Here is a 24,659-nt window from a genome sequence, read left to right as displayed (position 1 = left end):
GAATAATCCCAATATTCATGGCCATGCTAGCCAACAGACTCAGCAATGCCTTGAAGGGCCGTTTGGGGATTTGGCTTGCGGTTTTAATTGCGTTCGCTCAGTGAATGCGGTTGCTTGCGCCGCATCGCCTGATCAACAGTGCGTCAGTGATAATTTTGGCCACATTGCCTGCGGTTATGGTTGCGTTAAAACGCCAACACGCGTCGCCTGTGCAAGTCGACCCAATGAGAATTGCATTGTAAATGGCTTTAACGAAATAAGATGTGGACGGCAATGCCGTCTTGAGGGCTTAAATCTAATACGCTGCTATTAACCAGCATGGGGATTGTGCTTTTGCATGATCCCTAAGTCCGCTCATACACGCAGAAGGTCATATCGTAGAGATTATTTTCATCTTTGGGTCTAAATGTTTTTTCCCTGCATTCCCAGCTGCTGTCCAGTTCCGGAAAAAAAACATCGGCTTTAAACTGGTGATGGATCACCGTCAAATACAGTCTAGAAGCGAGGGCTAAGGTTTGTTGGTATACGGTTGCTCCGCCAATGATCATTACTTCAGGTGCGCCACTCGTTAACTCAAAGGCCTGCTCTAGAGAATGAACCACCTCAACGCCTTCAAAATTTAACTCCTGGCTTGTTAAAACAACATTCCGCCGCCCTGGCAGAGGTTTGCCGATTGAATTAAACGTATTTCTACCCATAATGATGGGTTTAGCCATGGTTAAATGCTTAAAATGTTTCAAATCAGCAGGCAAGTGACACAACAATTGGTTCTCTTTTCCTAGACCCCGCCTCTCATCCATAGCCGCTATCAAACTAATGAGCATTATTTTCCTCTCTATTCCTTGCCATCTCTTCAGCCATTTTAACCGCGGCTTCAAGGCTGCTTGGATCAGCTAAGCCTGTTCCCGCCAACTCCATGGCTGTGCCATGGTCAACGGAAGTTCTGATAATGGGTAAGCCCAGAGTAACGTTCACGGCAGAGCTGAAATCAGCATACTTGATAACTGGTAAGCCTTGATCATGATACATGGCCAGAAAGGCGTCACATGTCTGCAGATGTTTTGGCGTGAACAAGGTATCTGCAGGGAAAGCACCTTGTATATGAATGCCTTCTTTTCGCAGCGCCTCCAGGGCAGGATTAATGATTTCAATTTCCTCGCGTCCGAGATACCCCCCTTCACCAGCATGCGGATTTAATCCAGCGACAAAAATCTTGGGATTTTCTATGGCAAAATCATCGCGCAAAGATTGATAAATTTGCCTCACGACTTTATGGATAAGGTCTGCTGTAATTGCATTTGGCACGTCCCGCAACGGCAGGTGAGTAGTTAATAAAGCAACCCGCATGGCCTGGCAAGCCAGCATCATAACTACCGTTTCAGTTTGACAATACTCCGCAAGAAACTCAGTATGGCCAGTGAAAGTAAATCCTGCCTCGTTGATCACAGCTTTATGCACTGGCGCTGTAACTAAAGCCGCGAATTCTCTCTCCATGCATTTTTGTGCGGCCAACTGCAGCATCTTCAGAACATAAGGCGAATTATTGGGATTCAATTTGCCAGCCTCCACTGAATCAATGCAGGGAAGGGAGAGTACAGTTAATTTTCCTGGTTCTGTAGCAACCGAGTGATCCTGTCGATAGTCACAGAATTGGACTTCAATGTTTAATGTTTTCGCTCTTTGAGCTAGAAGTGCTTTATCGCCGAGAATCACCACAGGCAATTGTAGAGCAGCGAGAGCAAGACATAAATCAGGTCCCACCCCCGCGGGTTCGCCACTGCTTATGAGCAGTGGCTTCATGCCAATTCCTTATCCATTACATTTATATAGGCACTGCTTCTTATGTGTTGCTGCCAGTTTTGAACTGCTTCCGTAAATTTTCGCTGCGTTAAAAACTGCCTGACCTGCTCTTTTTTGTAAGATTCTGAATCATCGATTTTTTTACGTTCCAGGACTTCAATGATGTGCCAACCAAACATGGTTTTTACCGGTTTGCTAATGGTATGCAATGCTAAATTGTTCATTGCTTTTTCAAACTCTGGCACCAACTCCCCTGAATTGACCCAGCCTAAATCTCCGCCCTTAACGGCGCTGGCTGCATCCAGGGAATATTGCTTCGCCATCAAAGCAAAATCTTTCCCCGATTTTAACTGTTGATAGAGGTTATTCGCTTGTCTTTGGGCTTCTTCAACCGTCATGCTGGCATCTGGCTTTAATAAAATATGACGCACATGAGTTTTGGTCACTTCGTGATGCTCTTCTTTGCCTCCAATTGCAATTAATTTAATTAATTGAAAACCATTTCCAGTTCTTATTGGACCTGCAACTTCGCCCGTTTTCATATTAACCACTTGTTTCGCAAAAATTTCTGGAAGTTCAGCCAAGTGCCGCTCGCCCAGGTCACCACCTTCCAAGGCAAACTCCCCGCTTGATTCAGCAATGGCCATACGATTGAAGTCTTCGCCCTTTTTAATTTTGCCAAGCAGCTCCTTGGCCTTTTCACGAGCCTTGTTTACTTGCTCTGTAGTCGGTTCCTCAGGAACTGGGATGACGATATTTTGCACATGGTAAGTCAATTGATTTTTGTTTTCGGGCAGTCCTGTTTTTAAGAAATCTTCAACTTGCTTTGGCGTTACAGTAACGTCTTTACCTACTGCTTTCTGCTGCAACTTACTGATTAGCATTTCCTTACGGATGTTTTCCTTATACGTTGACCAGGTTAACCCCTGGCGAGTAATTTCTTCTCTCAGCTGCGTTAAGGATAAATTATTGGCTGTGGCTATTTTAGCGATTGCATCATCTAAATCCGTGTTGTCTACGGTGATGTCATTCTGCTTGGCTAATTGCAATTGCAAATCCACGTCAATTAAATGCTGCAGTACTTGCTTGCGCAATTCGGTTTCCGTAGGCAATTGCATGTGTTTTGCCTGAATTTGCTGACGCAGCAATTCCACTTGCGTATTTAATTCACTTTCCGTAATCACCCCGTCATTAACAACAGCAATTACTTTGTCCAAAGGCTGAGCTGCTTTTGCAACTGTAAGTGCTGGCAGAAGCAGCATTAAAAGTGCAATTCGCTTGAGCATGCAGTATCCCCTTTTAATTTTTTGGCAATTTAGATTATTCTTAATCAAAATACAAGCAACTTTGACTTATTTAAAACCAATATTAACTGTTATGGAACTGATCCAGATAGGTAGGTAAATAGCTGCGGATTGTACTCGCAGGATCACTGTTACCCACTGACCCAAGTCCCTTTAACAGTATCTGTAAATAGACGTTGTTATTATACACAGGTTGCGCTAAAGAGTTTAGACTTTGAAAACTTCGCCCTCCTAATAAACGTACTGCCCAGCAACAACTGTCATATTGAACACCCAAGAAAGACATCATTTGATAGCCTTTGCTGATGTTGTAATTGTATCCACCAAGAGTACTCCAACGCTCATTAAACGGCCATGCGTAAGACAGGGTCACTTGATGAAGTGGGCTCACCTGAACGCCGCTGTTGGCGACTTGGGTGATATCTCCATTAAGCAAGTAGCTGTAGCCAAAGTTGACGATGTGATTTAAAGCAGGTTGATAATGTAAATTCAGGTGGCCATTGTTGGTGTTACGAAAATGAGGATCCCAGACATAATCGCCGGTTAGCATCCAATTTCGATTGAAATGGTAGATTCCTCGGCTGGCGATGGGGGAATAAGTTGCTTCAGGGGATAAATAACCTAAAGTCAGTGGATTGTCTCTGCAAGTTCCTGCAGGATTTTGACACAGTTGTACTCTTCTCCCTGAAAAATAACGTATTTGGCCTACAGAAATGTTGGCTCTTTCAACACCATTTTCATCGGATAACCAGCGTGAACTTAGGGCATAGGAAAGTTGATTGCTATCTCCAATGCGGTCAAAGCCTGAGAAGCGGTTTTTAAAGAATAACTCATCGTAATTAAAAATCATGTAACCCGAATCAAAGACTGGAATTGTGGTTTGATCATGGTAAGGCACGTACAAATAGAATAAGCGAGGTTCTAAAGTTTGTGTGAGACCTTGTCCAAGAAAATCGGTCGATCGTTCAAAATACAAGCCACCATCCAGGCTATACCGAGGGATGAAACGATTAAATTCACCATTTTCTAAAGTTGACACCGGGAATCCATAGCTATGCAATGGATTGCTGTCGTTTAAAGAAGCAAAATTATTGCGGCTAATATTGTAATAATTTTCTACCACCTCAACAGAAGGATTAAAAAAGCCCCAGGGCTTCCTTTGTGGGAGTTCAAGCACTGGGTTGAAATGGAAGCGAGGGCCCTCCGGCTTTTTTAGAGTGGGTGGGTCAATGGCTCGTAATGATTTTAAAAAGGGTTCATCTGGCCATTGGAAATAATCGAATTGCCCGAGAATTGACAAATTGCTGTTAAACGGCAAATCATCATAATTACCTGCGGCCAACAATTGCGGAAGCCGTTGATACACATCATCGATTGGCGTTTGGTTAATTGGATGCAAGGTCTGATAACTTTGAAGCATTCCGCGAACCAACCAATGATCAGTGGTATAGCTTAAATCCGCTTGACGCAACAATTGGCGTTCGGTTAGCACTGCAAAATTGCTAGAGAAATCCTCAAGAAAGTAATTATCAGAGACTTGTTGAAAATTTACCCCCAGATGTAAATTAGGGGCAAGCCAAGTGCTATTTAACATCTGCACTGACCAGCGATCACTTGATATTCCCCGCAGCACAGGATAGAGCGCCTCATTATCGAGAATAAAGTCCCTATAGGCACGGTCATGGGGCAAAAAACGCCCGTTAAACACCCCAGAGGAATTCAAGGTTAAATAACGAAATTGGCCACCCACCATCAAACCCCGACGGGAATAAAGATGGGGAATAAAGGTGGCATCATAATTGGGGGCGATATTCCAATAATAAGGTTGCGCATAATCAAAACCGCCAATATTGGACATGCCGACCGTAGGCATTAAGAAACCCGATTTGCGCTCTTTGGAAGTCGGAAAGCTTAAGTAGGGACTGTATAAAACAGGCACATCATAAATTCTTAGTCTGGCATTGCGGGCAACGCCGGTGGCTTTGGCATTATCCAAGGTTATTGAATCCGCCTCAATTTGCCAAGCTTTATCCTGGGGGGCACAGTTGCTGTAGGTTGCCTTTTTTAACACATAATCCTGATTAGGAAAGCGCTCAATCAAGCTGGCCCGTCCCCATGCAGGCAAAATAGCACTGACGCGTTGGGTATTAAAACGATATAAAACATCCTCTACCGAGCCTGCTTTGCTGTCGGGATAAATGGTTGCTTTACGCGCAATCATTAAGCGATCAGGTTCTAAATAACGGACCTCGCCAAGCAGTTCAATTTTAGAGATTTTATGGCTGCTTGCGTCTCGATAGACATAAGCCGTTTGGGCATTGACCACTCGCAGACCTTGCTGAACTTCAACCCCACCAGTCAAATCTGAGCGGCCTGAATTAGAAAAAGAAACATTGCCGGCTGTGATTTGAATTTCTTCAGGATCACTTAAAGGAGTAATGTTGATGGGTTGGTAAGAACCCCGGCAAACTGGTGCCGGCGAAATAAGGGGACTTTCCCAGCCTAAGCATTCTGCAAAATGGCTACGGATAGCATCCGTCAAATTGACATCGCGAGCGATGACACAAGCTTGAACAGGTTCAACTTCCAGCACGTCTTCGGCATAGGCAATGGCGTGATGTGCGCCCAAAGCTACAGCAATTAGAGTAAGTGAGGCAACCAAGCTGTAACGATGGCAAATCACTGTTGTTATTATTTGAGGAATATAAGCTTTCCTAATGTTCAGCGCCACCAAAATACCTTATGATGCACATGCATTAATGCAAACCATAATATTAAATGATTATTCAGCATTAACACACATCGTAAGTAGAATCTGGCTTGGGAGTATAGCATGCAAAATCGGCAAAACGCACTCAACAAATGGTTGGAGCAAATACTTCATTCCTCCTCCTTTATAATCAACCCCTTAGCCGGTGATGCAAGTTTCCGCCGTTATTTTCGCCTTAATGCCAATGGACAGAATCAAGTAATAATGGATGCGCCTCCGGAGAAGGAAGCGCTTCTTCCCTTTCTAACAGTCAGTCACTTATTAAGCAGTCTCGGTATAACAGTCCCCGCAGTTCATGCGGTGGACGAAACTCAGGGCTTTGCCCTCCTTGATGATTTCGGTGATGAACTCTTGTTAGCCCACCTTTCAACACAAACAGCTGACGAATTATACGCAGCAGCCATAGCCATTATTCTGTTGATGCAACAATACCGCCCTGGCACAGCAATTACTCTCCCTGCCTTTGACAAATCCTTTATGCTGCAGGAACTGAATGTTTTTCGTGAATGGTTCCTCGATGCTTATCTGAAATTGAAGTTGAGTGCAGAAGACAACAAACTGCTTGATGACTGTTTCAACTGGTTAACGGATGAAATTGACCAGCAACCGAAAGTTCTTATTCATCGGGATTTCCATTCAAGAAACATCATGCTCCTAGAGCAGGGCGAAACCATTCGCCTAGGCATCATTGACTTTCAAGACGCGATGATTGGCCCCTTTTGCTATGATTTGGTTTCACTGCTGAAAGATTGTTATATTCAATGGCCCTGCGATCGGGTAGCTGCTTGGCTCAAATCTTTTTATGAACAATCCCCTCTAACAAAAAATTGGACACAAGATGCTTTTCAACAGGCTTTTGATTTCTGTGGGCTACAAAGACATTTGAAAGTTCTGGGTGTTTTTTCAAGATTGCATCTGCGCGATCACAAATCCAACTACCTGCAAGATTTGCCGCTAACGCTTCACTACGTCATGTCTTGCCTTGAAACCTATAAAGAACTAGAACCTTTTTACCAATTTATGCAAAGGAGAATTCGCCTACCGTGAAAACCGCAATGATTTTAGCTGCGGGCCGAGGTGAACGCTTAAGGCCCATGACTGATGTATTACCCAAAGCACTATGCTGCGTCAAAAACAAACCTTTGATCGAGTTTCATATCGAGAAATTAAGCAAAGCTGGATTTGAACGTGTTGTCATTAATCATGCGCATTTAGGCGGGCAAATACGTCGCTACCTTGGGGATGGTCAAAAATGGAACATTGAAATTTGCTACGCGCCTGAGCCCCCAGGAGGGTTGGAAACGGGTGGTGGTATTTTTAATGCCTTACCCTTGCTGGGTAGGCGCTTTTTAGCCGTCAATGCCGATATTTTCACAGATTACGATTTTGAAGCTCTGAGCCTGGAAGAGAATTCTTTCGTAAAATTGGTTTTGGTACCCAATCCCAGCCATAACCTAGGCGGAGATTTTGGGCTGATGAATGGATTATTAACCAATGATAGACACTACACTTACCCAGGTATTGCCTATTATCGCTCCGACGTGTTTGCCCATTGTCGTCCCGGGCGCTACAGTGTTACTCCCATTATTCGGCTATTGGCCGAAAAGAAATTGGCAACGGCTGAGCTCTACAATGGCTTATGGCTAGACATTGGTACGGTTGAACGACTCAGACTTGCCAATAATTTTTAAAGAAAACAACTTAAATGCCTTTTCTTTCTTAACCCGCCGGGCCGGCATAATTGCTAGCCGTTGCCTCTGGAGTAGCAGGAGCTGTGGCTGGCGCTTCCTTTGCTGCCGTTGGCGTAGGAGCCTGCGTGACTTCTGGTTTTTTCTCTGGAAAAGGCTGTTGTCGAGTAGTCACTGCTATTTCATGGCCTTCTTTATTGAATTGCTGGAGAAAATTGGTAAATCCATTCTGATCATTGCTTACCATGCCTCTCACTTCAGGTCCATTAGCCACTACCGGTTGACCACTGCTATCCCTAAGAATATGCCCCTTATTATCCGCCTCATAAATGACGCTGTTCTTGCTGATCTTATTGTTTTCCGCCAACCAGGCATTAAATAATTTATCCATATCTTGCACAGACTCTGAATCAAGTGCTTTGCCATCAGCCGCATAACCTCTGATGAATTGCGCATTATCATTAATGGCGTAATCCATAATAATATTGCCCTCGATCTTTGAGGAAAGGGAGTCGGCTGCCTTCTCGGCCAGATTTCTTTGTAAATTATGAAAATCAGTTAAAGGACCGACATTTCCAGTCCAGGGGTCGCTTTTCAGCTCACGTTGCATGCTTACAGTTTCGGCAAATTCATTAATATGGGATAGAGCCTTCTTCCCTTCATCCATTTTACCTGCTTGCACCAACTTGCTTTCAAATTGATCCCTGAAATAGAAAGCAGCCTCAACCGTAGTAGCTACTTCTTTACATTGAGTAAGTGCTTCAACGGAGGGTAAAGGAATATTTTTATGAACGCTTCTAGTCTCTGTAGCCATGTTTATCTCACAATTTGAGCTAAATGATTCCCAAATGAAAATCTATGCAGACTGAGTTTATATAAGTTTCCATGAGTATAGCAAAATTGCGTAGGTCGCTGACACTGATTCTGAGCCCTGAAAGTGTTAAAACACAGTAAATTTTAGAAGGATTTCGCAATGACCGCTTAACGGCCATTGCGAAGATTCATTACTATTTATCCAAGGGATTTGGAAGATTATCGGTCACCGAGGCAAAGGATTTCTTTTTCATGGAATCAAAAGAAAACTCATCCACCTGAATGGCATCCCAACGAGCTCTCTCTACAGCCATGAGTTCATTCATCTCTTGTTGCGTTAATTCTCCCTTGCTCACTTTTTTCGCCAGTTGCTCCTTAAACCCACTAAATTTGACTCTCTTGATATCAGCGATTTTCTTATATAAATCGCCATGCTTAATGATCAACTGCAACGCCTTTTCCATCCTGTCAACAGGCTGATTGGCATCGCCACTTAAATAAACCAGATTTTTTAACCAATCACGATAGCGGTTATTGGCTTTCATGGAACGCGCCAGCTGATGATCTAGATAATCACTCGGATAACGCATGGTCTGACCTAAGGGAAATGCAAAAAGGCGCATCAAGAAGCCTATACCCTTAGAAGGAAAATTTCGACATACTGCTAACATTGCTTTTTGCGCATGATAAAAACAGTAATTTACAGCCCACTTGGCGTGTAATTTGTCATCCCCATGCTCTCCGCTCTTTTGATACAAACGCAAAGCCGCCATGGCCATATAAAGATAAGACATGCCGTCAGCCAATCTTGCTGATAAACGTTCTCGTCGTTTCAAATCGCCGCCTAGATATATAAGAGACATATCAGCAATCCAGGCATAGGCATGACTCAAGCGAGCGAGACGTTGATATTCTCTCCTTAAACCGCTTCGAGGAGTACTAATGAATATTCCTGCTGTCCAACCGGAGCAAATGGTCTTGGCAAAATTACGTAAAAAATAGACGATGTGTTGCCAAATCAACCCTCTAAAAGCGATTTTATCATCACGTGAAACGGCATAAAATTCATCACGTACGAAGGGATGGCATGCCATTGAGCCTTGGCCAAAGATTAAAAGATTACGCGACATGATGTTCGCGCCTTCAACGGTGATTGAAACCGGTACCCCCAAATAATAGCTTGACAGATAATTACGGGGACCGACCACTACGGCTCGTCCCGCATGAATGTCCATTGCGTTGTTAACGGCCAGGCGTCCAATCTCGGTATTGAAATATTTGGTAATTGCAGACGCTACCGAGGGCTTTTTATGTTCGTTTACAGCCGCAACGGTAAGTAAGCGGGTAGCATTGGCAAGATAACTCAACCCAGCTATTTCAGCCAATTTTTCCTCTATACCTTCAAATTGGCCGATTTCAACATTAAACTGCCGACGAATCCTTGAAAATGCTCCTGAAGTCAAATAGGAAATCGAGGAAGAAGCCGCACCTAGTGCAGGCAATGAAATAGAACGACCGATTGACAGGCATTCCACAAGCATTTGCCAACCGCGACCTGCATTTTTTTGACCGCCGATAATGGTAGAAATGGGTACAAAGATGTTTTTGCCACGGATTGTACCATTCATGAATGGCTGCATCGCTGGCAAGTGGCGATTACCTATTTCAAGATTTTCCGTGTCGCGAGGAATCAATAGACAGGTTATCCCCTCCTCTCCCTCGCCTTGCAGCAAGCCGTTGGGATCTTTTAAATTTACAGCCAAACCAATTAAGGTCGCCACTGGCGCGAGAGTAATCCAGCGCTTATCTAAAGTGATTTCAAGGCCTAGAACTTCTTTATCCCCTACGGCTCTTTTAACCACGATCCCTTCCGATTGAATGGAGGTGGCATCACTTCCCGCCCCAGGCTCAGTCAGGGCAAAACAGGGGATATCAATTCCTTTAGCTAAATTCGGCAAATACTGCGCCTTCTGTTCCTCAGTTCCATAATAAGTGAGGAGTTCTCCTGGGCCTAGGGAGTTAGGCACCATTATCGTTACGGCCGCGACGCTTGAACGGCTAGCTATCTTCATGACAATATCAGAATGAGCACGTGCCGAAAAACCTTTTCCGCCATATTCCTTAGGAATTACTAAACCAAAAAAGCCTTTTTCCTTAATGAAATTCCAAACTTCCTCGGGCAAGTCTCCTGCTTGGCTGATTTGCCAATCATCAAGCATATTGCAAAGCGCCTGCGTCTCATTATCCAAAAATGATTGCTCTTCGGCGCTTAACTCAGAGGAGACTTTAGCCAAACGCTCCCAATCCGGAGCCCCTCTAAAAATATCCTGTTCAAGCCAGGTATCACCCGCATTCAGTGCTTCTTCTTCGGTTTTTGATAATTTCGGGATGGAGTTTCCCAAGCGAGCAAATAAAAAATCACTAATTGCTGCGCGAATGGGTTCTACTCGAATTAACAACACTGTCGCAATCACAGCGATCCAAAGAAGCGTTGCCAAAAGCCAATGCATACCAACAACAAATGTTCCAAACAGCAGGTAGAGGGCACTTCCCACCTCCCATACGAGCGGATTTAAATTGCGGTACAAAACGATGAGTGTAAATGCCAAATAAAAAAGAAATAGAAGCGTTGCCATGTTCCAAACCTTCCTTTGTCTTTAGGCTGTGATATCCACAAGCGGAAAATTCTAAGTATATACCTGTGCCCTATCCTTTTGCGAGTGGGGTTCGCAGCTCGAAATAAAATTTTTAAAAGTGCTTGCCAAAAATACTGCATTGTGTTGATTTTATTGCTTTTCCGCCTTTTACAATTTCTGCTTTTCTTCATTACTTTTATCTTGCTTAAATAAACCTGATCTAATAGCGTTAAAGGATTTAAATCTTTGTGAATGTTATGAATCAACGTTTGTTTTGGAATTTTGAGATAAAACAGGAATCTTCCCTGGATTGGCCGGCCCTTCCCTCTGAAGAAAAAGATGCCATTAAATGGGAAGCCCGTTTTTTTTGGCCTGAAAACGAGATTATTGTACTCCACGGTCTTGATGAGCAATTTATGGATCTGACGCGCTATGAGATTAAACGTCGTGAGGATTGTTACATATTGCTAGAGGATTTCGATTACAACATTAAAAAAAGAAAGGGAAATATAGTCTACAAACCGCAACTGCACATGCAGCACCAAATTCGGGGCTTTGCAAAGAAAATTAATCTTGAGCACTCAGCACCCGAAACGGTTCTACCGGGGCGCACCGTTGAGTCTATATCCACATTGCTCAATAAACTACAACAGGGGGAAGAAATCACTGTCCACAAAATTGCCCTGATTTATCCATTTCCGACGCAACCCACTGTTAAACTTGAATTAGCAAGACTGCATGTGCATGGCAAAATTTATTTTACAGTGTGTGTTGAAGGCCGTTCTTTTAATCTCGTTCGCCTGATAACCCAGTATTTGCTACCCGGGAAGAAAGCTGTCGATTACGTGAATTTTCTAAAACGGCAACTTCATCATGATTAAGACATTGCTCGCCATCATTACAAGCTTTGGCAAAATAGGCATCATTTCCCTGGGCGGGGGCAACTCCATGTTGAAATTGCTTGAATACGAAGCCGTTAATTACCGTCATTGGATAGGAGAGGAAGAATTCATTCAAATGGTGGGATCGACCTTTTTATTCCCTGGTCTTACGGCGGTAAAATTATCCGCCCTGATTGGCTATAAAGCAGCTGGGCTGTCAGGCTTAATTCTCGCTGTCGCTTGTTTGAATTTACCAGGCCTGTTATTAGCCTTTTTCGGTTATCGATTGCTTACCAACCACACCAGCCCCTTCACCCAAAAAATAATGATTGCGGTGCAGTATGGTGCTTTGGCCTTGTTAGCCGCGGCTTCTTTTTCAGTTGCCCAAGGGGTTGTTGGCATGTACCCATCCTTACCCATTGCCCTTGCTACGGCTCTATTTTTCTTTGGCCTGGTCTATTGGGACCTCTCACCCTTTTGGGGATTCTTGGCGTTTATTGCCGTTGGTTTTTTTCTCGTGCGTTAATCTTGCGTATCAGGACAAGGTGCAATAACCTAGCCCTAATGAATCGTCCTCAGTAGGAGTGTTGCGTGGCTGATGATTTAGATAACCCTGAGTATTACATCAATCGGGAATTCACATCCTTGGCTTTCAATGAACGCGTTCTGCAATTAGCAAAGGACCCCCGGGTTCCTCTCCTGGAACGAATGCGGTTTTTGTGCATCTGCAGCGGCAATCTGGATGAGTTCTTTGAAATCCGTGTGGCTGGCCTGAAAGAGAAAATGGCTCTGTCATCTCGCAAATTTTATATCGATGGTTTGCAAGCGGATGAAATCTTTAGCCAATTAAGTAGAAAAGTACATCTATTAAGCGATGAACTCTACCATATTTTCAATAAAGAATTACTGCCGTCAATGAAAAAGGAAAACATCCATTTCCTGGCTACTGACGAATGGACAGAAGACATCCACCTTTGGGCAAAACATTATTTTAAAAATGAAATTTTGCCGATTGTAAGCCCCATCGCTCTAGATTTAGCCCACCCCTTTCCACGTCTATTTAATAAAAGTTTAAATTTTATCATTTCCTTACGAGGCAAAGACGCCTTTGACCGTAATATAGATTACGCCGTGATACATGCTCCGCGTTCCCTTCCCCGCCTCATTCATTTACCCTCGGAGTTGTGTAATGAAGGCGGCGAGTATTTTGTTTATCTGTCATCCATCATCGAAACGCATGTGCATAGCCTTTTTCCTGGCATGGAAATTAATGGTTGCTACCCCTTTCGCTTAACGAGAAACAGCGACTTATTTTTGCGTGAAGAAGAAATCGAAGATTTGGCGGTTGCAGTCCAAAGAGAATTGTTCTCCAGGCATTATGGACATGTGGTGCGTTTGGAGGTGGATAAGTGCTGCCCCTCCAAAATTGTTGATTTCCTGTTGCAAAAACATCATCTTCATCATGAAGACGCTTACCACTGCGATGGCCCAGTTAACTTACAACGTTATTTAGGCGTGATTAACCGCATTGACCGACCCGATCTTAATTACCCCCCTTTAATGGTTCAGTACCCTGAAGTGGTGCATCAAAAAAGAAATATTTTCAACGTCCTGGATGAGCAAGATATTCTGCTTCATCACCCTTATCAAAGTTTTGATGTAGTCATTGATTTTGTCCGCCAAGCGGCCGCAGATCCCAATGTCCTTGCCATCAAGCAAACTTTATATCGCACCCACTCCGAATCGGTGATGGTCAAAGCTTTAGTGGAAGCAGCACGCTCTGGCAAGGAAGTAACCGCCGTGGTGGAGCTGCGCGCCCGTTTTGATGAGGAATCCAATTTAAAACTGGCCAATCGCCTGCATGAAGCCGGTGTATTGGTGTTATACGGGGTCATGGGGTATAAAACGCATGCCAAAATGACTTTGGTGGTAAGAAGAACTCATGGAAAATTAAAACGCTATGCCCATTTGGGTACAGGAAATTACCATGAGCAAACTGCCAGACGTTACACAGACTTTGGTTTGCTAACTTGTGAATCCAACATTACTTCGGATCTGCAACTTATTTTTCAGCAACTTACAGGTTTAGGTAAGACTGTTAAATTAAAGGCACTTTGCCACTCGCCCTTCACCTTTCAAAAGAATTTATTGCAACTGATAGAGGATTGCATCCAAACTGCATTGGATGGCAAGGAAGCTGAGATCAATATAAAAGTGAATGGATTGACGGATAAAACCATGATAAAAGCGCTTTATCGCGCCTCCCAGGCTGGGGTAAAAATCAATCTTCTGGTTCGCAGCGTTTGCTGTCTTAAACCTGGCATTCCAAAGGTTTCGGAAAACATTCGCGTCATTTCAATCCTCGGCCGCTTTCTTGAGCATCATCGCGTCTATTACTTCCGCATGCAAGATGAAGAGCAGTTGTATTGTTCGAGTGCCGACCTTATGGAGCGGAATCTTTATACCCGAATTGAAATCATGTTTCCGATCCTGGATGAAAAACTTCGCAAACGCATTAAGCAGGAAATTTTTAGAAATTACCTCAAGGACAATTCCAATGCCTGGGAAATGCAAGCGGATGGCAGTTATAAGCCAATGACGCAAGGACACTACAGTGCGCAAGAAAAACTCATTGAGTCGTATGCGAAAATTGGGCAATAGGTCTCCTGATGGATGCTCAGAGCAACAGAGTTTTACTTTTTTTGCCCGCCTCTTCACGCGCCAGGCGGGGCAAAAGATAGCCAGGAACTTTTTCTTGCAATTCCCGATAGATGCTTAAGGCTTTTTCAATGGGCAAGTCAAAATGGGCAGCCCCTTTCACCTTATCCAAAAGATGCAAATAATAGGGAAGAATACCAAAATCAAGTAGTTTTTCACTCAACTCGGCGAGCACATTGGCGTCGTCATTTATGTCTTTTAATAGCACGGATTGATTAAGCAAGTGGCAACCGCTTTGCTTTAATGATTCACAAATTGTTTGCACGCTGTGATCAAGCTCTTGTGCATGATTAATGTGCATGACCATTATCTTTCGACAAGGGGAGTTTTTTAATAAGCTCAATAATTCACTGTCAATTCGTTCTGGCAAGACTACCGGCACGCGTGTGTGGAAGCGAACCGTACGAAGATGAGTGATTTCATGTATGTAATTAAAAAACTCCCTGAGCACTGCGTTACTTGCCAGCAATGGATCACCGCCACTTAAAATCACTTCCTTAATGCTTCTGTCGGATTTGATGTATTCCAGGACATCTTGCCAGCCGCCCCGGCCAGGATTATTTTCCCGATATGGGAAGTGACGCCTGAAGCAGTAACGGCAATTTACAGCACAAACACCGGTAAGCGTTAGCAGCACTCTTCCCTGATATTTATGCAGTAAGCCTTGCCGTGGATTTCCCTCATGTTCTGCCAAAGGATCGTTATGGTAACCCTCTGGATTCTGCAGTTCAGCTTGCGTAGCCAAAATTTGCAAAAGAAGAGGATCCCTGGCATTTCCTTTTTGCATGCGAGCGGCAAAACCGCGAGGAACCCTGGTTTTAAATGTTTGTTCCGCAAGCTTGCTGCCAAGGCTTAATGGTAACGATAAAAACTCAAGTAATTCATCTACTGTGCTAAAGCCTTGGGCTAGAATTTTTTGCCAACTTAAAGGGGAATCTCGCATTAACTGTTCAAAATTGATAAACTGGGCCGAACTCTATCGAAATTGGAACAAAATCTCAACAGTGGAGCACTGATGGCAATATATAGCACCAATGAATTCAAAGCCGGTTTGAAAGTAATGATTGACAATGCACCTTGCAGTATCGTCGATTGCGAGTTTGTCAAACCCGGTAAAGGACAAGCTTTTACACGAGTCAAGATTCGCAACTTAAAGACTGGACGTGTGGTTGAACGCACTTATAAATCCGGTGAGACTTTACCTTCTGCAGACGTTGTCGATGTTGAAATGCAATATTTATACAGCGATGGTGAATACTGGCATTTCATGGTTCAGGAAACATTTGAGCAATATGCAGTTAATGCAGAAGCGGTGGCGGATGCAGTACAATGGTTGAAAGAACAAGACATATGCATTGTTACACTGTGGAACAATGAACCCATACAAGTTCTGCCACCCAATTTCGTTGTTTTGGAAATTGTGGAAACGGATCCCGGCGTGCGTGGAGATACTTCAGGCGGCGGCGGCAAACCTGCCAAACTTGAAACAGGAGCTGTTGTGCGGGTGCCTTTATTTGTCCAAACGGGTGAATTGATCAAGGTAGATACGCGCAAGGGCGAGTACGTCTCGCGGGCTAAAGAATAAGGAGAATAAAATGAGTGACATTAACTTTGATAGGGATTTTGAAGTTTTGGCACTCACTCCTGCAGAGACCACGTTAAAAGAACTTCAAGCAAGATTCAGTGAACTGGTCTCTGCCGATGATTTTCAGGATAAATTAAGGGCAAATGATGAGCAGGCTAAAAGCATCGTAGCCGCTTACAGCAATTTGCAGCTTTTGCTAAAGCCCTATGAGAGCCTGGATCTCCACCAGAAACGCAAATTGCTGGATGCTTTGAATGAAATGCCTGATTTTCAACTAAAACGGTATTTAGGCATTTACCCACATAACAGCAGTCAATTTTATTGGGACAGTAAGAATTATCCAAAACTTAGGGATTATCTTTCAGGTCAGATCATTAACAACGCTGGAACCTGGATGACCAGTATGGTGGGTGCTTTGTTTAAAAGCTGCGCAGTCAACTCCTATCCTTTGAAGGATAACGACGACCCTGATTCCCTAATATTGAAAAAAAATCGCTAATCAGAACCTTGGAATTTATATTGGAAGGGTGTGCCGCACACCCTTCCCTGATGACAATTACCATCTACTGACATAGCCATACCAGGCATTGGGATAAGCCCCGCCGTAATCGCCATAATAATAAATGTTTCGATAATTACCCCAGTAGGTATTTTCCAACTCATAATTGGAATAATAACGGGTGCCCCAATAAGGGCGGTATCCATAATAGCCCACCGAATAGACGTAATCATTGGTGTAGCCTGGGTAAGTAGTAGCCGTTGTCATCGCGCAGCTGGATAACAGCAGGATTGGCGTAAACGCAAGTGAAGCAAGCAGTAATTTTTTCATACACGCATCCTTGCCATGATAGGTTGTTCTTTAATTATACTTCAAGCTTTTGAATTATACAAAATGAGCGGGGAATGCGAGATTAGTCTTGAAAAATTGCAAGAATAAATACGGTAACGACCACCTGGGTTCTGAGCCGCTGGGTCTACAAAAGTGGCGATCTATGATGCGCTTTAGGTTCCCCGGCCATGCGGATATACACACCACGCATCAACAACAATCTCCTATCTAAAAGCTAAACTGGTTCAGCCAGGTTAGTCATCACCTAATCTTATATTAGACCATCTGGCTAAAACCATCTATGTGCCATCTGTATGAGTACAGGTTAATCGCGAAAATTTTCAAATTGCAAAGGTATTTTGATGTCTGATTTTTTAAGCAGCGCAATTGCCTCTTGCAAATCATCACGCTTTTTACCCGTAATGCGAATTTTGTCGCCTTGAATTGAACTTTGGACCTTAAGCTTACTGTCCTTAAGGAGCTTAACAATGTCTTTTGCAGTGGGCTGATCAATTCCCTGTTTAAACGTCATGTTTAAAGAAAAGGTTTTACCGCTATGCACTGGTTTATCTTCAATATCAACGCCACTGGCATCCACTCCTCGTCTGGTGCAATGATTGCGAAACAAATCCTCAAGCTGACGTACTTGAAAATCTGATTCAGACTTAAGGGTGACCGTTAAATCCTTAAGCTCAATGCTTGATTCCACCCCGCGAAAATCAAAACGTGTGGCAATCTCGCGAACTGCATTTTCCACCGCATGGCGTAATTCAACTGTGTTAATTTCCGAAACAACATCAAAAGAAGGCATATGCTCCCCTCGCAGCCAAACTTAACAAGCATTGTAACTAAAAAAGGCATTTTAGGTATACAGCTTTAAGCCCTTGGCTTGTTAACAGGATGCAACATTAAGGGATTAAGGATGAGATTGAGCATTTTGCCTTAATGATAATTCAGGAAAAATTGCAAGCAATTCACCTTCGCACTCCTCCAGCAAATTAGCCAATTTCCCTTTTTTATCAAAAACACCACCGTAGAGTCTATAAACACGCTCATTGTCAGCCATAGCTTTTTTCAAAGCGTTTTGTAAGACGGTTGGATTATCAATCACTTCCCCTTGATAACTCATATACTGCAGCTGCATCCACAAAGCATTAGCGACATCAATCCTGGCATTTTGCAAGCGCTTATTAAAGAAGTATCCTTTATTGACGGGATGAAAGCTGGAAAACACATAATCTTGGTTTTCTTGACTGGAAATGAATAAAGCTCGTTTGCTGAAATAATCTTCCAATTTAACGAGAAGCCTTTCTCTTGTCTTTTCAAGACGCCAGGCTGCTGCTGTTGCATCAGACTCAAGATTTGTCTTAATGCTGGTTGCCAAAGTAGTGGACAAGTTAAGGAATAACTGCAAAAAGGCACTTTTCGAAAAGCCAAGTTGGACAGCACATTTTGCCATGAGGAACAGACTGGCCATAAGAGCCGAAAGAGTTTTGGACCCTATAATTAAATCCTGGCTTTTGCTTAAAAATTGCAAATAGGCAGGTGAAGCCTCTTGTTTGCCAAGCAAACCACGAGTTTGCTTGGCTATCTTGTAGTTAAGGAGCTGTTTAATGAGTATATCTTTCAAATATTGCAATTTTTTTACTGAAACGGCGTTAATTGAAGTTAACGTTTCCCTATCCGCTAAATAGATTTTTTCCATAACAGACTGGCTAATGTCTGTGATTTTAAATTTCTTTGTAATTGCAAAATCAAGAATGGTCTGTAACTTACCGTGAATCAATTTTAATTGATTTGCCAAATCAGAATGAGCAAATTGACCATGAGCTAATTTTTCCTGCATCTGTTTAAATCGCGTAAGACTGGACTGAGCAGTCCCCCTTTTTTCTTGGTTTTTTTGAAGACTTACACGACAAACGATGACTGGATGAAATGGTTTTCTCTTGCTGTCAAAGAAACAACTCATGGTAGCTTTGTTTGATTTAGGTGACTTATTTTACCATACAAACCAAATATTGACTAATAAGGGTTAAAATTACACATATATTCACCAAGATGAGGTCATTTTAATTGGAGCCGTTGGCAATTTCTTTTTAATCCAGACCATCAGAGGCGTTGAAAGTGTTTGTTTTTTTTACTATAGATTAAAAAAGGGATACATGCAGCAGCAGACAAGGAGGTAAAACAATGCAACTTCCTATTCAAGTCGTATTCAGGAATATGGATCCGTCGCCAGCTGCTGAAGAAAAAGCACGCTCTCTGGCCACTAAACTCGAGCGCTATTTTGATAAAATTATGGGCTGTCGGATAGTCATCGAATCGCCTCATCGTCATCACCATAAAGGAAAACTATATCACGTACGTATTGATTTGACAGTTCCAAATGCCGAACTTGTGGTGAGTCGCGAGCCATCCGATCATCACGCGCATGAAGACGTTTTTGTCGCCATTCGTGATGCTTTTGATGCAATTAAACGGCAACTTCAAAATTATGCCCATCAACGAAGGGGCGAGATAAAGCATCATGAAATCCCTAACTACGGCAGGGTTCTTGAGGTATGCCCTCCTGCCGACTATGGCTACATTGAAACCCCAGACGGGCGGCAAATTCGTTTTACCAGCAATAGCCTAATTGATTATGACTTTGAGAAACTGGAAGTAGGCGATCGAGTCCGATTTGCAGAAGTAGAAAACTCTGAAGAACCAGTTGCAAGTACGGTTTACGTAGAAAGAAGCAATCATAACGGCGGCTGAAGGAGAATTTGTTATGCTTGTAGGAGAGTTCTGCAGTCGCGAAGTGGTGATGATGGAAGTAGAATCAGTCAAAATACTGCAGTCTCATGCGCAGCCATCATGTGGACAATCTGGTGATTATTGAGAAAAAGGAAAAAAACAATATCCTGTCGGTCTTATTTCGGATCGCGACCTGGTTGTTGAAGTCATGGCCCTAGGCTTATATCCAGAAGAATTAGCCGCAGCTGACGTTGTAACTCGCTCGCTTTTGGTGGTCACTGAAGAGGATAGTTTTTTAATGCTCTCGATTTTATGCGCGAAAAGGGTCTGCGCCGTTTGCCCGTTGTTAATGTTCAAGGCAGCCTAGTTGGAATCACCCTTAATGATGTCACTGATGTTGGCTGAAATGTTAAAGGATATGGCTACAGTAATGAGCCAAAGAGCGCTTGAATTTAAAATCGCCCTTAGCATTATTGATAAGAAAATAGCCCATTATATTGTTATGGCTTGCGTTCGACCGCAGCGAATGTTTGTGGTAGCGGTTTTCGGTATTGACTCGACTGAACCATCAAACACAGCAGTATAATAAGCATTGGTGAGCGGAAAATCCCCCCCTTCCGTGGAAGTCCAATAGCTTACCTGCCAAGGGTAACCAAATCCGAGAGAAACGAGCTCGGCGATCGTTGTGAACCACTGATCTACCGCAGGTAAATACCAATCAGTGAAACCACTACCAGCATAAGTAAAACAAACATCACCAGCCCCAGTATTGCCGGCAGCAATCATTTGGGATGTATTAAAGGCCCCATCTGTCTGGCTGTTAGCGCCAACAATCTGTCCATAATTTCCCCATTCGACATTTGAAGCAACATCGACATTGGTAATGACAAAAGCATTCCCACCCGAAATCGCATAGACCAATCCTCCCCCGTACTGAAAAGCTAAAGCAATGGGCACCGAATTGGCGGTATTGCTACCGCTTACGGGAATGTTGCTATGCGTTACATAGGGAGTAGGGGAACTAAAAAACAAGGTGCAAGAAGCGCCAGGGGCCACACTTGCACAATTACCACTGTCTTGCACCACATCAGTTAAGTCCCCCGGTAAAGTAGCGTGAATATTAAGAGCATTGACGGTGCTGCTGGCGCTGTTGGTAACGGTAATGCCCACCGCAGGGCCACCAACTGTAATCACTGCACGTGGCTGTGCAATGGAAATAATCGGCATCGCAGCCACACGCACAGTGATGGTTTCCCGGTTGGTATTACTACCTCCAATCAGCACACTCCTGGTTTCAACAGCACTGCCCGTAAAGGTAATGCTGCAACTGGCTCCGGGAGCTAGTGCAGCCCCGCAAGTATTACCCACCACGGATATGGAGCTGCCTGCAGGGACAACCGCAGTCACATTTCGGGCGACAATATCAGATACATTTGTTACCGTTACCGAGCCAGTGCCGTTAACAGAAAAGGCAATGCTCGTGGGAGAAACGGAAATTAGGGATTCCGAAACCAAGATGGTCACAAAAGTGGAGGTTGTATTGCTTCCCTGGAAAATAACTTGAGCTTCGGTAGGCACTGCCGAAGTAAACGCCATGTTGCAACTGGCTCCAGGAGCCAAAATGGCTGGGCAATTGTTCGCCACGAGTATCAAAGGACTATTGGGAGGAATAATGGCCCTTATATTTTCCGCACTAATCAGGGTACTTGCACTATTGGTGATGGTGACTGTCCCTCCGGATGTTATAGTGAACTTTAAAAAAGAGGGAGAAGCAGTTAGTATCGCTTGCGCTGCCGGTACGACGGTAACATTTAATTCATTCGCTTGCTCTGGCTGTGAGCATAAAAAAGGATCAGGAGTGTTGTCAGTGGGGCTTTTGGTTTTACAAATGATAGGGCCACCATGGACACCGGCGCCCATCTGATTTGCTATCAGACGAAGACTCAATATGCAAGAAGCCCCTGGAGTCAGCACAAAGGGGATGCTGCAATTGCCCGTGCCGGGAACTGCCGTAACCCCTAAAATGGGTTCCATCGTTAGCCTTCGGGTAATCGAGGTGTTGTTGATCACCACGTAATTGGCGATGGCGATGGCATTTATTGGTAATTGCGCAGGAGGTCTGTTAATTGGGAGAATGCTGAATTTGGGCGTGGAACCCGCTTGCAAAGGCATAATCGAGCAACAAGCGAGAACCAGCATTAGAAATTTGCCCAGCAATCTTCCCGTTTTCATATCTTATCCTTAAGCCAGGTAAGTGAAATTAATTAAAAATTGTTGCGTATACAAATTACTGAGTGATAAAACTGAGTTTGTGGTTTGGCCCCATGCAGGCGCCAATTGGGTTTTACCCCAATTGAGAAACTCATAACCTATACCAATCTGGAAATTATCAGTCACTGGCATGTCAAGACCCGCGCCCAGAGAATAGGTGAATGCCGATTGGTCATTATTACCAAACGGTGGCGCCGGAATTTCAGGATAAATTTTAGGAGATATGCTGAAATTGGAGCTGTTGTTCATTCCATAGCCTAAACCCACACTAAAATAAGGAAGCATGTAGTCCAAATCGCCAATGAACTTGGCTTTTGCGGCAATGTGCTGATGTCTTACTTTATAGGTATAAGTGAAATTATTAAAGTTTGGATTAGCATCTTCCCAGACATCACCGGTTAAATTAGAAGAGGAAGTAACAGCAACCTCTAAGCCAAGCTGGGTAATGAATGATTCATTGAAGTGGCAGGCATAACCTGCAAACAGCTCTATGATGCCCGAAATTTCATCCGTGTTGCTATTTATTGTGTAAGTCTTAACCACATCCGGTTCAAGTCTAACGTTCTTCTTGTCTCCACCTCCTACCCAAGCAGGACCGATACTTAGTGTTGCAAAAAATGGAACACCTGATTGCTGATGTAAATAGTTATCGTAGGGATCGGCCAGGGCACTGGCAGACAGGAGGAAACTGGTTGCTGCAATGACTAACTTCTTTATGCTCATATACGTCCTGCTTTTTTACTGCTTCTTCCTTAAAAAGGAACCCAATTGAAACATCAATTTATATCGCATTTCCAGGTAGTAATCCAGAAAAAGCTTCAATAGCTTAGGACAAGAGTTCCATGAAAAAACCATTCAGCACGCTTATTCATCTTGGGTTATATTTTTAATAGGAGGTGAAATAATCTTATGGAAGATGAAAAACAGAAAACCAATAATCTTTACCCGCCTCTCATTTACAATCATGAGCACAAAGAACGAAGGGTGGGTTTTGAAATTGAATACGTGGGCATTTCGCTAAAGGATTCTCTAAACATTCTTAAGCGCTTGTATTCAGGAAATATTCAGCTTGAACACGATAAAAAAGGAGTGCTTAAGGACTCAGCACTGGGGACTTTTGAAGTTGAGCAAGATGCGCAGCTTTTAAAGGAATTGGCCAAGCATTCGAAAAAAAATCAAGAAGAAGGCAAAATCGATTTAAGTGGTTATCTCAGTACTGCGATTGATTTTGCTCTAAACAACATCATTCCTCTGGAAATCATCTCCCCCCCTGTGCGGATTAAAGACATTCCAAAATTAGACAAGATTATTGATGAGCTCAGATTACATGGGGCAAAAGACAGCAGCTCCTCATGGCTTGCAGCATTTGGCGTTCACCTTAATCCCGATTTGCCATCTTTATCAGCCGACTGCATTCTCGCTTATTTGCAAGCCTTCATCCTATTGCAAGACTGGCTAAGGAAAGAAATTCAAGTGGATTTAACAAGGCAGTTATCCACTTACATCGCTGACTTTCCGAGCGCTTATAAGCTCAAGATTTTAAAGACCAGTTATCAGCCCTCTCTAGCAAAACTGATGGATGATTATTTGCACTATAATTCGACGCGTAACCGCGCCTTAGATTTATTGCCGCTTTTTGCCTTTATCGACAAACAAAAAATTGCCGAACAGGTTGATAGCGATTTGGTTAAGGCACGACCAACTGTCCACTACCGACTGCCAGACAGCAACTTTCATAAAGAATCACGAAATTTTACCACTGAATGGCAACGCTGGCTTAAAGTCGAACAATTGGCTGCAAACCGAGCAGTATGCCAGGAGATGTGCCGCAAATATCTGGAGCACCTGCAAACCAGTTCGTTTTCCTTCGATAGCGAAGGCTGGGTTGAAATATGTGAAAATTATCTGAGGCATCTATGAGAAAGCGTCCTCTCATTGCAGTTACTCAGTCTTCAAGGCAATCCTGGCTGCCTAATTTTGCTTTAAAGCTGGCCATATGGCTAGCCGGCGGGCGTGTCATAAGCATTAATCCTGCAAGCAACCAGCATCGCTTTGATTATCAAGCCTTATTGCTGGGCGGAGGTGTTGATATCGATCCCAAACTGTATGGAGATTTACGAAAAATTGGCTACCACTATCAATTCGAACGAGACGAGCTGGAACTTAAACATCTGGCCTACGCTGAACAACATCATTTACCTGTGTTTGGCATCTGCAGAGGCTGTCAATTGATGAATGTTTACCGCAAAGGGACATTATGCCTCGACATTGAAAAAGTCTTTGAAAATGCACAATATCCTTCTCATCTTCTTGGCTATTTATTCTTTCGCAAAACAATCCATATTCAAAAGCCCAGTTTATTATTTGCAATTTCGAAGCAGCACAGCTTAAAAGTAAACAGCATTCACAAACAAGCCATCGCCAAACTTGGCCTAAATTTGAAAATCACTGCCTGGGAAAGAAATCAAATCATTCAAGCCATTGAGGATCCGACTAAGCCATTTTATTTCGGAGTGCAATTTCATCCCGAGTTTTTAATTCACAAAAAAATATTTTTGAATTTATTCAGGGCGTTTGTAAAACAGGCAAGCAGCAAAAAACAGTCTGAAATACCAGGTTGAACCGAAG

General features: G+C 43.4%; 24 protein-coding genes (1 of these 24 cut by a window edge). 12 read left to right on the top strand and 12 right to left on the bottom strand.

Features of this window, described 5'->3' with window-relative positions; genetic code table 11:
• Positions 1-313: the 3' end of a DUF3421 domain-containing protein gene (locus tag EL203_RS01135; protein WP_064108434.1), read on the top strand. It extends 515 nt beyond the left edge of the window; the window shows 313 of its 828 coding nt (coding positions 516-828); the start codon falls outside the window, past its left edge; its stop codon occupies positions 311-313.
• Positions 314-344: 31 nt separating this feature from the next.
• On the opposite strand, the gene EL203_RS01130 is transcribed toward EL203_RS01135, so the two are convergent.
• From EL203_RS01130 to EL203_RS01115, 4 genes are all read right to left on the bottom strand, one after another.
• On the bottom strand, positions 345-827 hold the full coding sequence (locus EL203_RS01130; RefSeq protein WP_122224970.1) for a dihydrofolate reductase: 483 nt from the start codon (positions 825-827) through the stop codon (positions 345-347).
• A complete protein-coding gene (pdxA, locus tag EL203_RS01125) occupies positions 814-1,800 on the bottom strand; it encodes a 4-hydroxythreonine-4-phosphate dehydrogenase PdxA (RefSeq protein ID WP_058471388.1) in 987 nt (328 codons plus the stop codon). Before pdxA ends, EL203_RS01130 begins: the two co-directional genes overlap by 14 nt.
• Positions 1,797-3,086 carry a peptidylprolyl isomerase gene (locus EL203_RS01120; RefSeq protein ID WP_058471389.1) on the bottom strand — a complete coding sequence of 430 codons (1,290 nt, stop codon included), beginning with the start codon at positions 3,084-3,086 and terminating at the stop codon, positions 1,797-1,799. The genes pdxA and EL203_RS01120 overlap by 4 nt, the downstream gene beginning before the upstream one ends.
• Before the next feature lie 82 nt (positions 3,087-3,168).
• On the bottom strand, positions 3,169-5,766 hold the full coding sequence (locus EL203_RS01115) for an LPS-assembly protein LptD (protein ID WP_058472227.1): 2,598 nt from the start codon (positions 5,764-5,766) through the stop codon (positions 3,169-3,171).
• A 171-nt stretch (positions 5,767-5,937) separates the two neighbouring features.
• Here EL203_RS01115 and EL203_RS01110 point away from each other — a divergent pair, with 171 nt between their 5' ends.
• Positions 5,938-6,921: an aminoglycoside phosphotransferase family protein gene (locus EL203_RS01110; RefSeq protein WP_058471390.1), complete on the top strand. Its 984-nt coding sequence runs from the start codon at positions 5,938-5,940 to the stop codon at positions 6,919-6,921.
• Positions 6,918-7,565, top strand: a complete 648-nt coding sequence (locus tag EL203_RS01105) for a nucleotidyltransferase family protein (RefSeq protein ID WP_058471391.1) — start codon at positions 6,918-6,920, stop codon at positions 7,563-7,565. Before EL203_RS01110 ends, EL203_RS01105 begins: the two co-directional genes overlap by 4 nt.
• Positions 7,566-7,593: 28 nt before the next feature.
• Here EL203_RS01105 and EL203_RS01100 read toward each other — a convergent pair whose 3' ends face one another.
• On the bottom strand, positions 7,594-8,376 hold the full coding sequence (locus tag EL203_RS01100; RefSeq protein WP_058471392.1) for a hypothetical protein: 783 nt from the start codon (positions 8,374-8,376) through the stop codon (positions 7,594-7,596).
• Positions 8,377-8,569: 193 nt separating this feature from the next.
• Entirely contained in the window at positions 8,570-11,011 is a 2,442-nt protein-coding gene (locus EL203_RS01095; protein WP_058471393.1) for an acyl-CoA dehydrogenase, read from the bottom strand.
• Positions 11,012-11,268: 257 nt separating this feature from the next.
• Between EL203_RS01095 and EL203_RS01090 the strand changes: the two genes are divergently transcribed.
• From EL203_RS01090 to ppk1, 3 genes are all read left to right on the top strand, one after another.
• Positions 11,269-11,892 carry a hypothetical protein gene (locus EL203_RS01090; RefSeq protein ID WP_058471394.1) on the top strand — a complete coding sequence of 208 codons (624 nt, stop codon included), beginning with the start codon at positions 11,269-11,271 and terminating at the stop codon, positions 11,890-11,892.
• Positions 11,885-12,418 (top strand): chromate transporter, encoded by a 534-nt coding sequence (locus tag EL203_RS01085; RefSeq protein WP_058471395.1) that lies wholly within the window; start codon positions 11,885-11,887, stop codon positions 12,416-12,418. Before EL203_RS01090 ends, EL203_RS01085 begins: the two co-directional genes overlap by 8 nt.
• 65 nt (positions 12,419-12,483) lie before the next feature.
• Positions 12,484-14,553, top strand: coding sequence for a polyphosphate kinase 1 (gene ppk1, locus EL203_RS01080; protein WP_058471396.1), 2,070 nt, complete (start codon positions 12,484-12,486; stop codon positions 14,551-14,553).
• A gap of 16 nt (positions 14,554-14,569) precedes the next feature.
• Here the strand turns inward: ppk1 and epmB are convergent, their stop codons facing one another.
• On the bottom strand, positions 14,570-15,553 hold the full coding sequence (gene epmB, locus EL203_RS01075) for an EF-P beta-lysylation protein EpmB (protein ID WP_058471397.1): 984 nt from the start codon (positions 15,551-15,553) through the stop codon (positions 14,570-14,572).
• A gap of 72 nt (positions 15,554-15,625) precedes the next feature.
• Here epmB and efp point away from each other — a divergent pair, with 72 nt between their 5' ends.
• Together efp and EL203_RS01065 are read left to right on the top strand one after the other, a co-directional pair.
• Positions 15,626-16,195, top strand: a complete 570-nt coding sequence (efp, locus tag EL203_RS01070; protein WP_058471398.1) for an elongation factor P — start codon at positions 15,626-15,628, stop codon at positions 16,193-16,195.
• Between the two features lie 10 nt (positions 16,196-16,205).
• Positions 16,206-16,694 carry a hypothetical protein gene (locus tag EL203_RS01065; RefSeq protein ID WP_058471399.1) on the top strand — a complete coding sequence of 163 codons (489 nt, stop codon included), beginning with the start codon at positions 16,206-16,208 and terminating at the stop codon, positions 16,692-16,694.
• Between the two features lie 57 nt (positions 16,695-16,751).
• Here the strand turns inward: EL203_RS01065 and EL203_RS01060 are convergent, their stop codons facing one another.
• From EL203_RS01060 to EL203_RS01050, 3 genes are all read right to left on the bottom strand, one after another.
• Entirely contained in the window at positions 16,752-17,024 is a 273-nt protein-coding gene (locus tag EL203_RS01060; RefSeq protein WP_058471400.1) for a hypothetical protein, read from the bottom strand.
• Between the two features lie 325 nt (positions 17,025-17,349).
• Complete coding sequence (locus EL203_RS01055) at positions 17,350-17,835, bottom strand: YajQ family cyclic di-GMP-binding protein (RefSeq protein WP_058471401.1); 486 nt, start codon at positions 17,833-17,835, stop codon at positions 17,350-17,352.
• 105 nt (positions 17,836-17,940) lie between these two features.
• A complete protein-coding gene (locus EL203_RS01050) occupies positions 17,941-18,993 on the bottom strand; it encodes a hypothetical protein (RefSeq protein ID WP_126320075.1) in 1,053 nt (350 codons plus the stop codon).
• Between the two features lie 221 nt (positions 18,994-19,214).
• Here EL203_RS01050 and EL203_RS01045 point away from each other — a divergent pair, with 221 nt between their 5' ends.
• Positions 19,215-19,781, top strand: a complete 567-nt coding sequence (locus tag EL203_RS01045) for an HPF/RaiA family ribosome-associated protein (RefSeq protein ID WP_058471403.1) — start codon at positions 19,215-19,217, stop codon at positions 19,779-19,781.
• A 291-nt stretch (positions 19,782-20,072) separates the two neighbouring features.
• Positions 20,073-20,165, top strand: a complete 93-nt coding sequence (locus tag EL203_RS14725; protein ID WP_331852623.1) for a CBS domain-containing protein — start codon at positions 20,073-20,075, stop codon at positions 20,163-20,165.
• Positions 20,166-20,252: 87 nt separating this feature from the next.
• Here EL203_RS14725 and EL203_RS01035 read toward each other — a convergent pair whose 3' ends face one another.
• Positions 20,253-21,992 carry a DUF1566 domain-containing protein gene (locus EL203_RS01035; protein WP_058471404.1) on the bottom strand — a complete coding sequence of 580 codons (1,740 nt, stop codon included), beginning with the start codon at positions 21,990-21,992 and terminating at the stop codon, positions 20,253-20,255.
• A 9-nt stretch (positions 21,993-22,001) separates the two neighbouring features.
• Positions 22,002-22,754, bottom strand: coding sequence for an outer membrane protein (locus EL203_RS01030; RefSeq protein ID WP_058471405.1), 753 nt, complete (start codon positions 22,752-22,754; stop codon positions 22,002-22,004).
• A 186-nt stretch (positions 22,755-22,940) separates the two neighbouring features.
• On the opposite strand from EL203_RS01030, the gene EL203_RS01025 reads away from it, so the two are divergent.
• Positions 22,941-23,951, top strand: a complete 1,011-nt coding sequence (locus EL203_RS01025; protein WP_058471406.1) for an amidoligase family protein — start codon at positions 22,941-22,943, stop codon at positions 23,949-23,951.
• Positions 23,948-24,652: a gamma-glutamyl-gamma-aminobutyrate hydrolase family protein gene (locus EL203_RS01020; RefSeq protein WP_058471407.1), complete on the top strand. Its 705-nt coding sequence runs from the start codon at positions 23,948-23,950 to the stop codon at positions 24,650-24,652. The genes EL203_RS01025 and EL203_RS01020 overlap by 4 nt, the downstream gene beginning before the upstream one ends.
• Positions 24,653-24,659 lie beyond the last annotated feature (7 nt).

Source organism: Legionella jordanis, assembly GCF_900637635.1.
Classification (GTDB): Bacteria; Pseudomonadota; Gammaproteobacteria; order Legionellales; family Legionellaceae; genus Tatlockia; species Tatlockia jordanis.
This window is presented reverse-complemented; position numbering and strand designations above follow the sequence as displayed.

Coding starts and splice junctions, on each gene's coding strand:
- EL203_RS01085 (WP_058471395.1), top strand. CDS start 11,885: ATGATTAAGACATTGCTCGCCATCATTACAAGCTTTGGCAAAATAGGC.
- EL203_RS01120 (WP_058471389.1), bottom strand. CDS start 3,086: ATGCTCAAGCGAATTGCACTTTTAATGCTGCTTCTGCCAGCACTTACA.
- EL203_RS01025 (WP_058471406.1), top strand. CDS start 22,941: ATGGAAGATGAAAAACAGAAAACCAATAATCTTTACCCGCCTCTCATT.
- EL203_RS01100 (WP_058471392.1), bottom strand. CDS start 8,376: ATGGCTACAGAGACTAGAAGCGTTCATAAAAATATTCCTTTACCCTCC.
- epmB (WP_058471397.1), bottom strand. CDS start 15,553: ATGCGAGATTCCCCTTTAAGTTGGCAAAAAATTCTAGCCCAAGGCTTT.
- pdxA (WP_058471388.1), bottom strand. CDS start 1,800: ATGAAGCCACTGCTCATAAGCAGTGGCGAACCCGCGGGGGTGGGACCT.
- EL203_RS01055 (WP_058471401.1), bottom strand. CDS start 17,835: ATGCCTTCTTTTGATGTTGTTTCGGAAATTAACACAGTTGAATTACGC.
- efp (WP_058471398.1), top strand. CDS start 15,626: ATGGCAATATATAGCACCAATGAATTCAAAGCCGGTTTGAAAGTAATG.
- EL203_RS01095 (WP_058471393.1), bottom strand. CDS start 11,011: ATGGCAACGCTTCTATTTCTTTTTTATTTGGCATTTACACTCATCGTT.
- EL203_RS01110 (WP_058471390.1), top strand. CDS start 5,938: ATGCAAAATCGGCAAAACGCACTCAACAAATGGTTGGAGCAAATACTT.
- EL203_RS01090 (WP_058471394.1), top strand. CDS start 11,269: ATGAATCAACGTTTGTTTTGGAATTTTGAGATAAAACAGGAATCTTCC.
- EL203_RS01045 (WP_058471403.1), top strand. CDS start 19,215: ATGCAACTTCCTATTCAAGTCGTATTCAGGAATATGGATCCGTCGCCA.
- EL203_RS01020 (WP_058471407.1), top strand. CDS start 23,948: ATGAGAAAGCGTCCTCTCATTGCAGTTACTCAGTCTTCAAGGCAATCC.
- EL203_RS01030 (WP_058471405.1), bottom strand. CDS start 22,754: ATGAGCATAAAGAAGTTAGTCATTGCAGCAACCAGTTTCCTCCTGTCT.
- EL203_RS01050 (WP_126320075.1), bottom strand. CDS start 18,993: ATGAGTTGTTTCTTTGACAGCAAGAGAAAACCATTTCATCCAGTCATC.
- EL203_RS14725 (WP_331852623.1), top strand. CDS start 20,073: ATGCGCGAAAAGGGTCTGCGCCGTTTGCCCGTTGTTAATGTTCAAGGC.
- EL203_RS01035 (WP_058471404.1), bottom strand. CDS start 21,992: ATGAAAACGGGAAGATTGCTGGGCAAATTTCTAATGCTGGTTCTCGCT.
- EL203_RS01065 (WP_058471399.1), top strand. CDS start 16,206: ATGAGTGACATTAACTTTGATAGGGATTTTGAAGTTTTGGCACTCACT.
- EL203_RS01060 (WP_058471400.1), bottom strand. CDS start 17,024: ATGAAAAAATTACTGCTTGCTTCACTTGCGTTTACGCCAATCCTGCTG.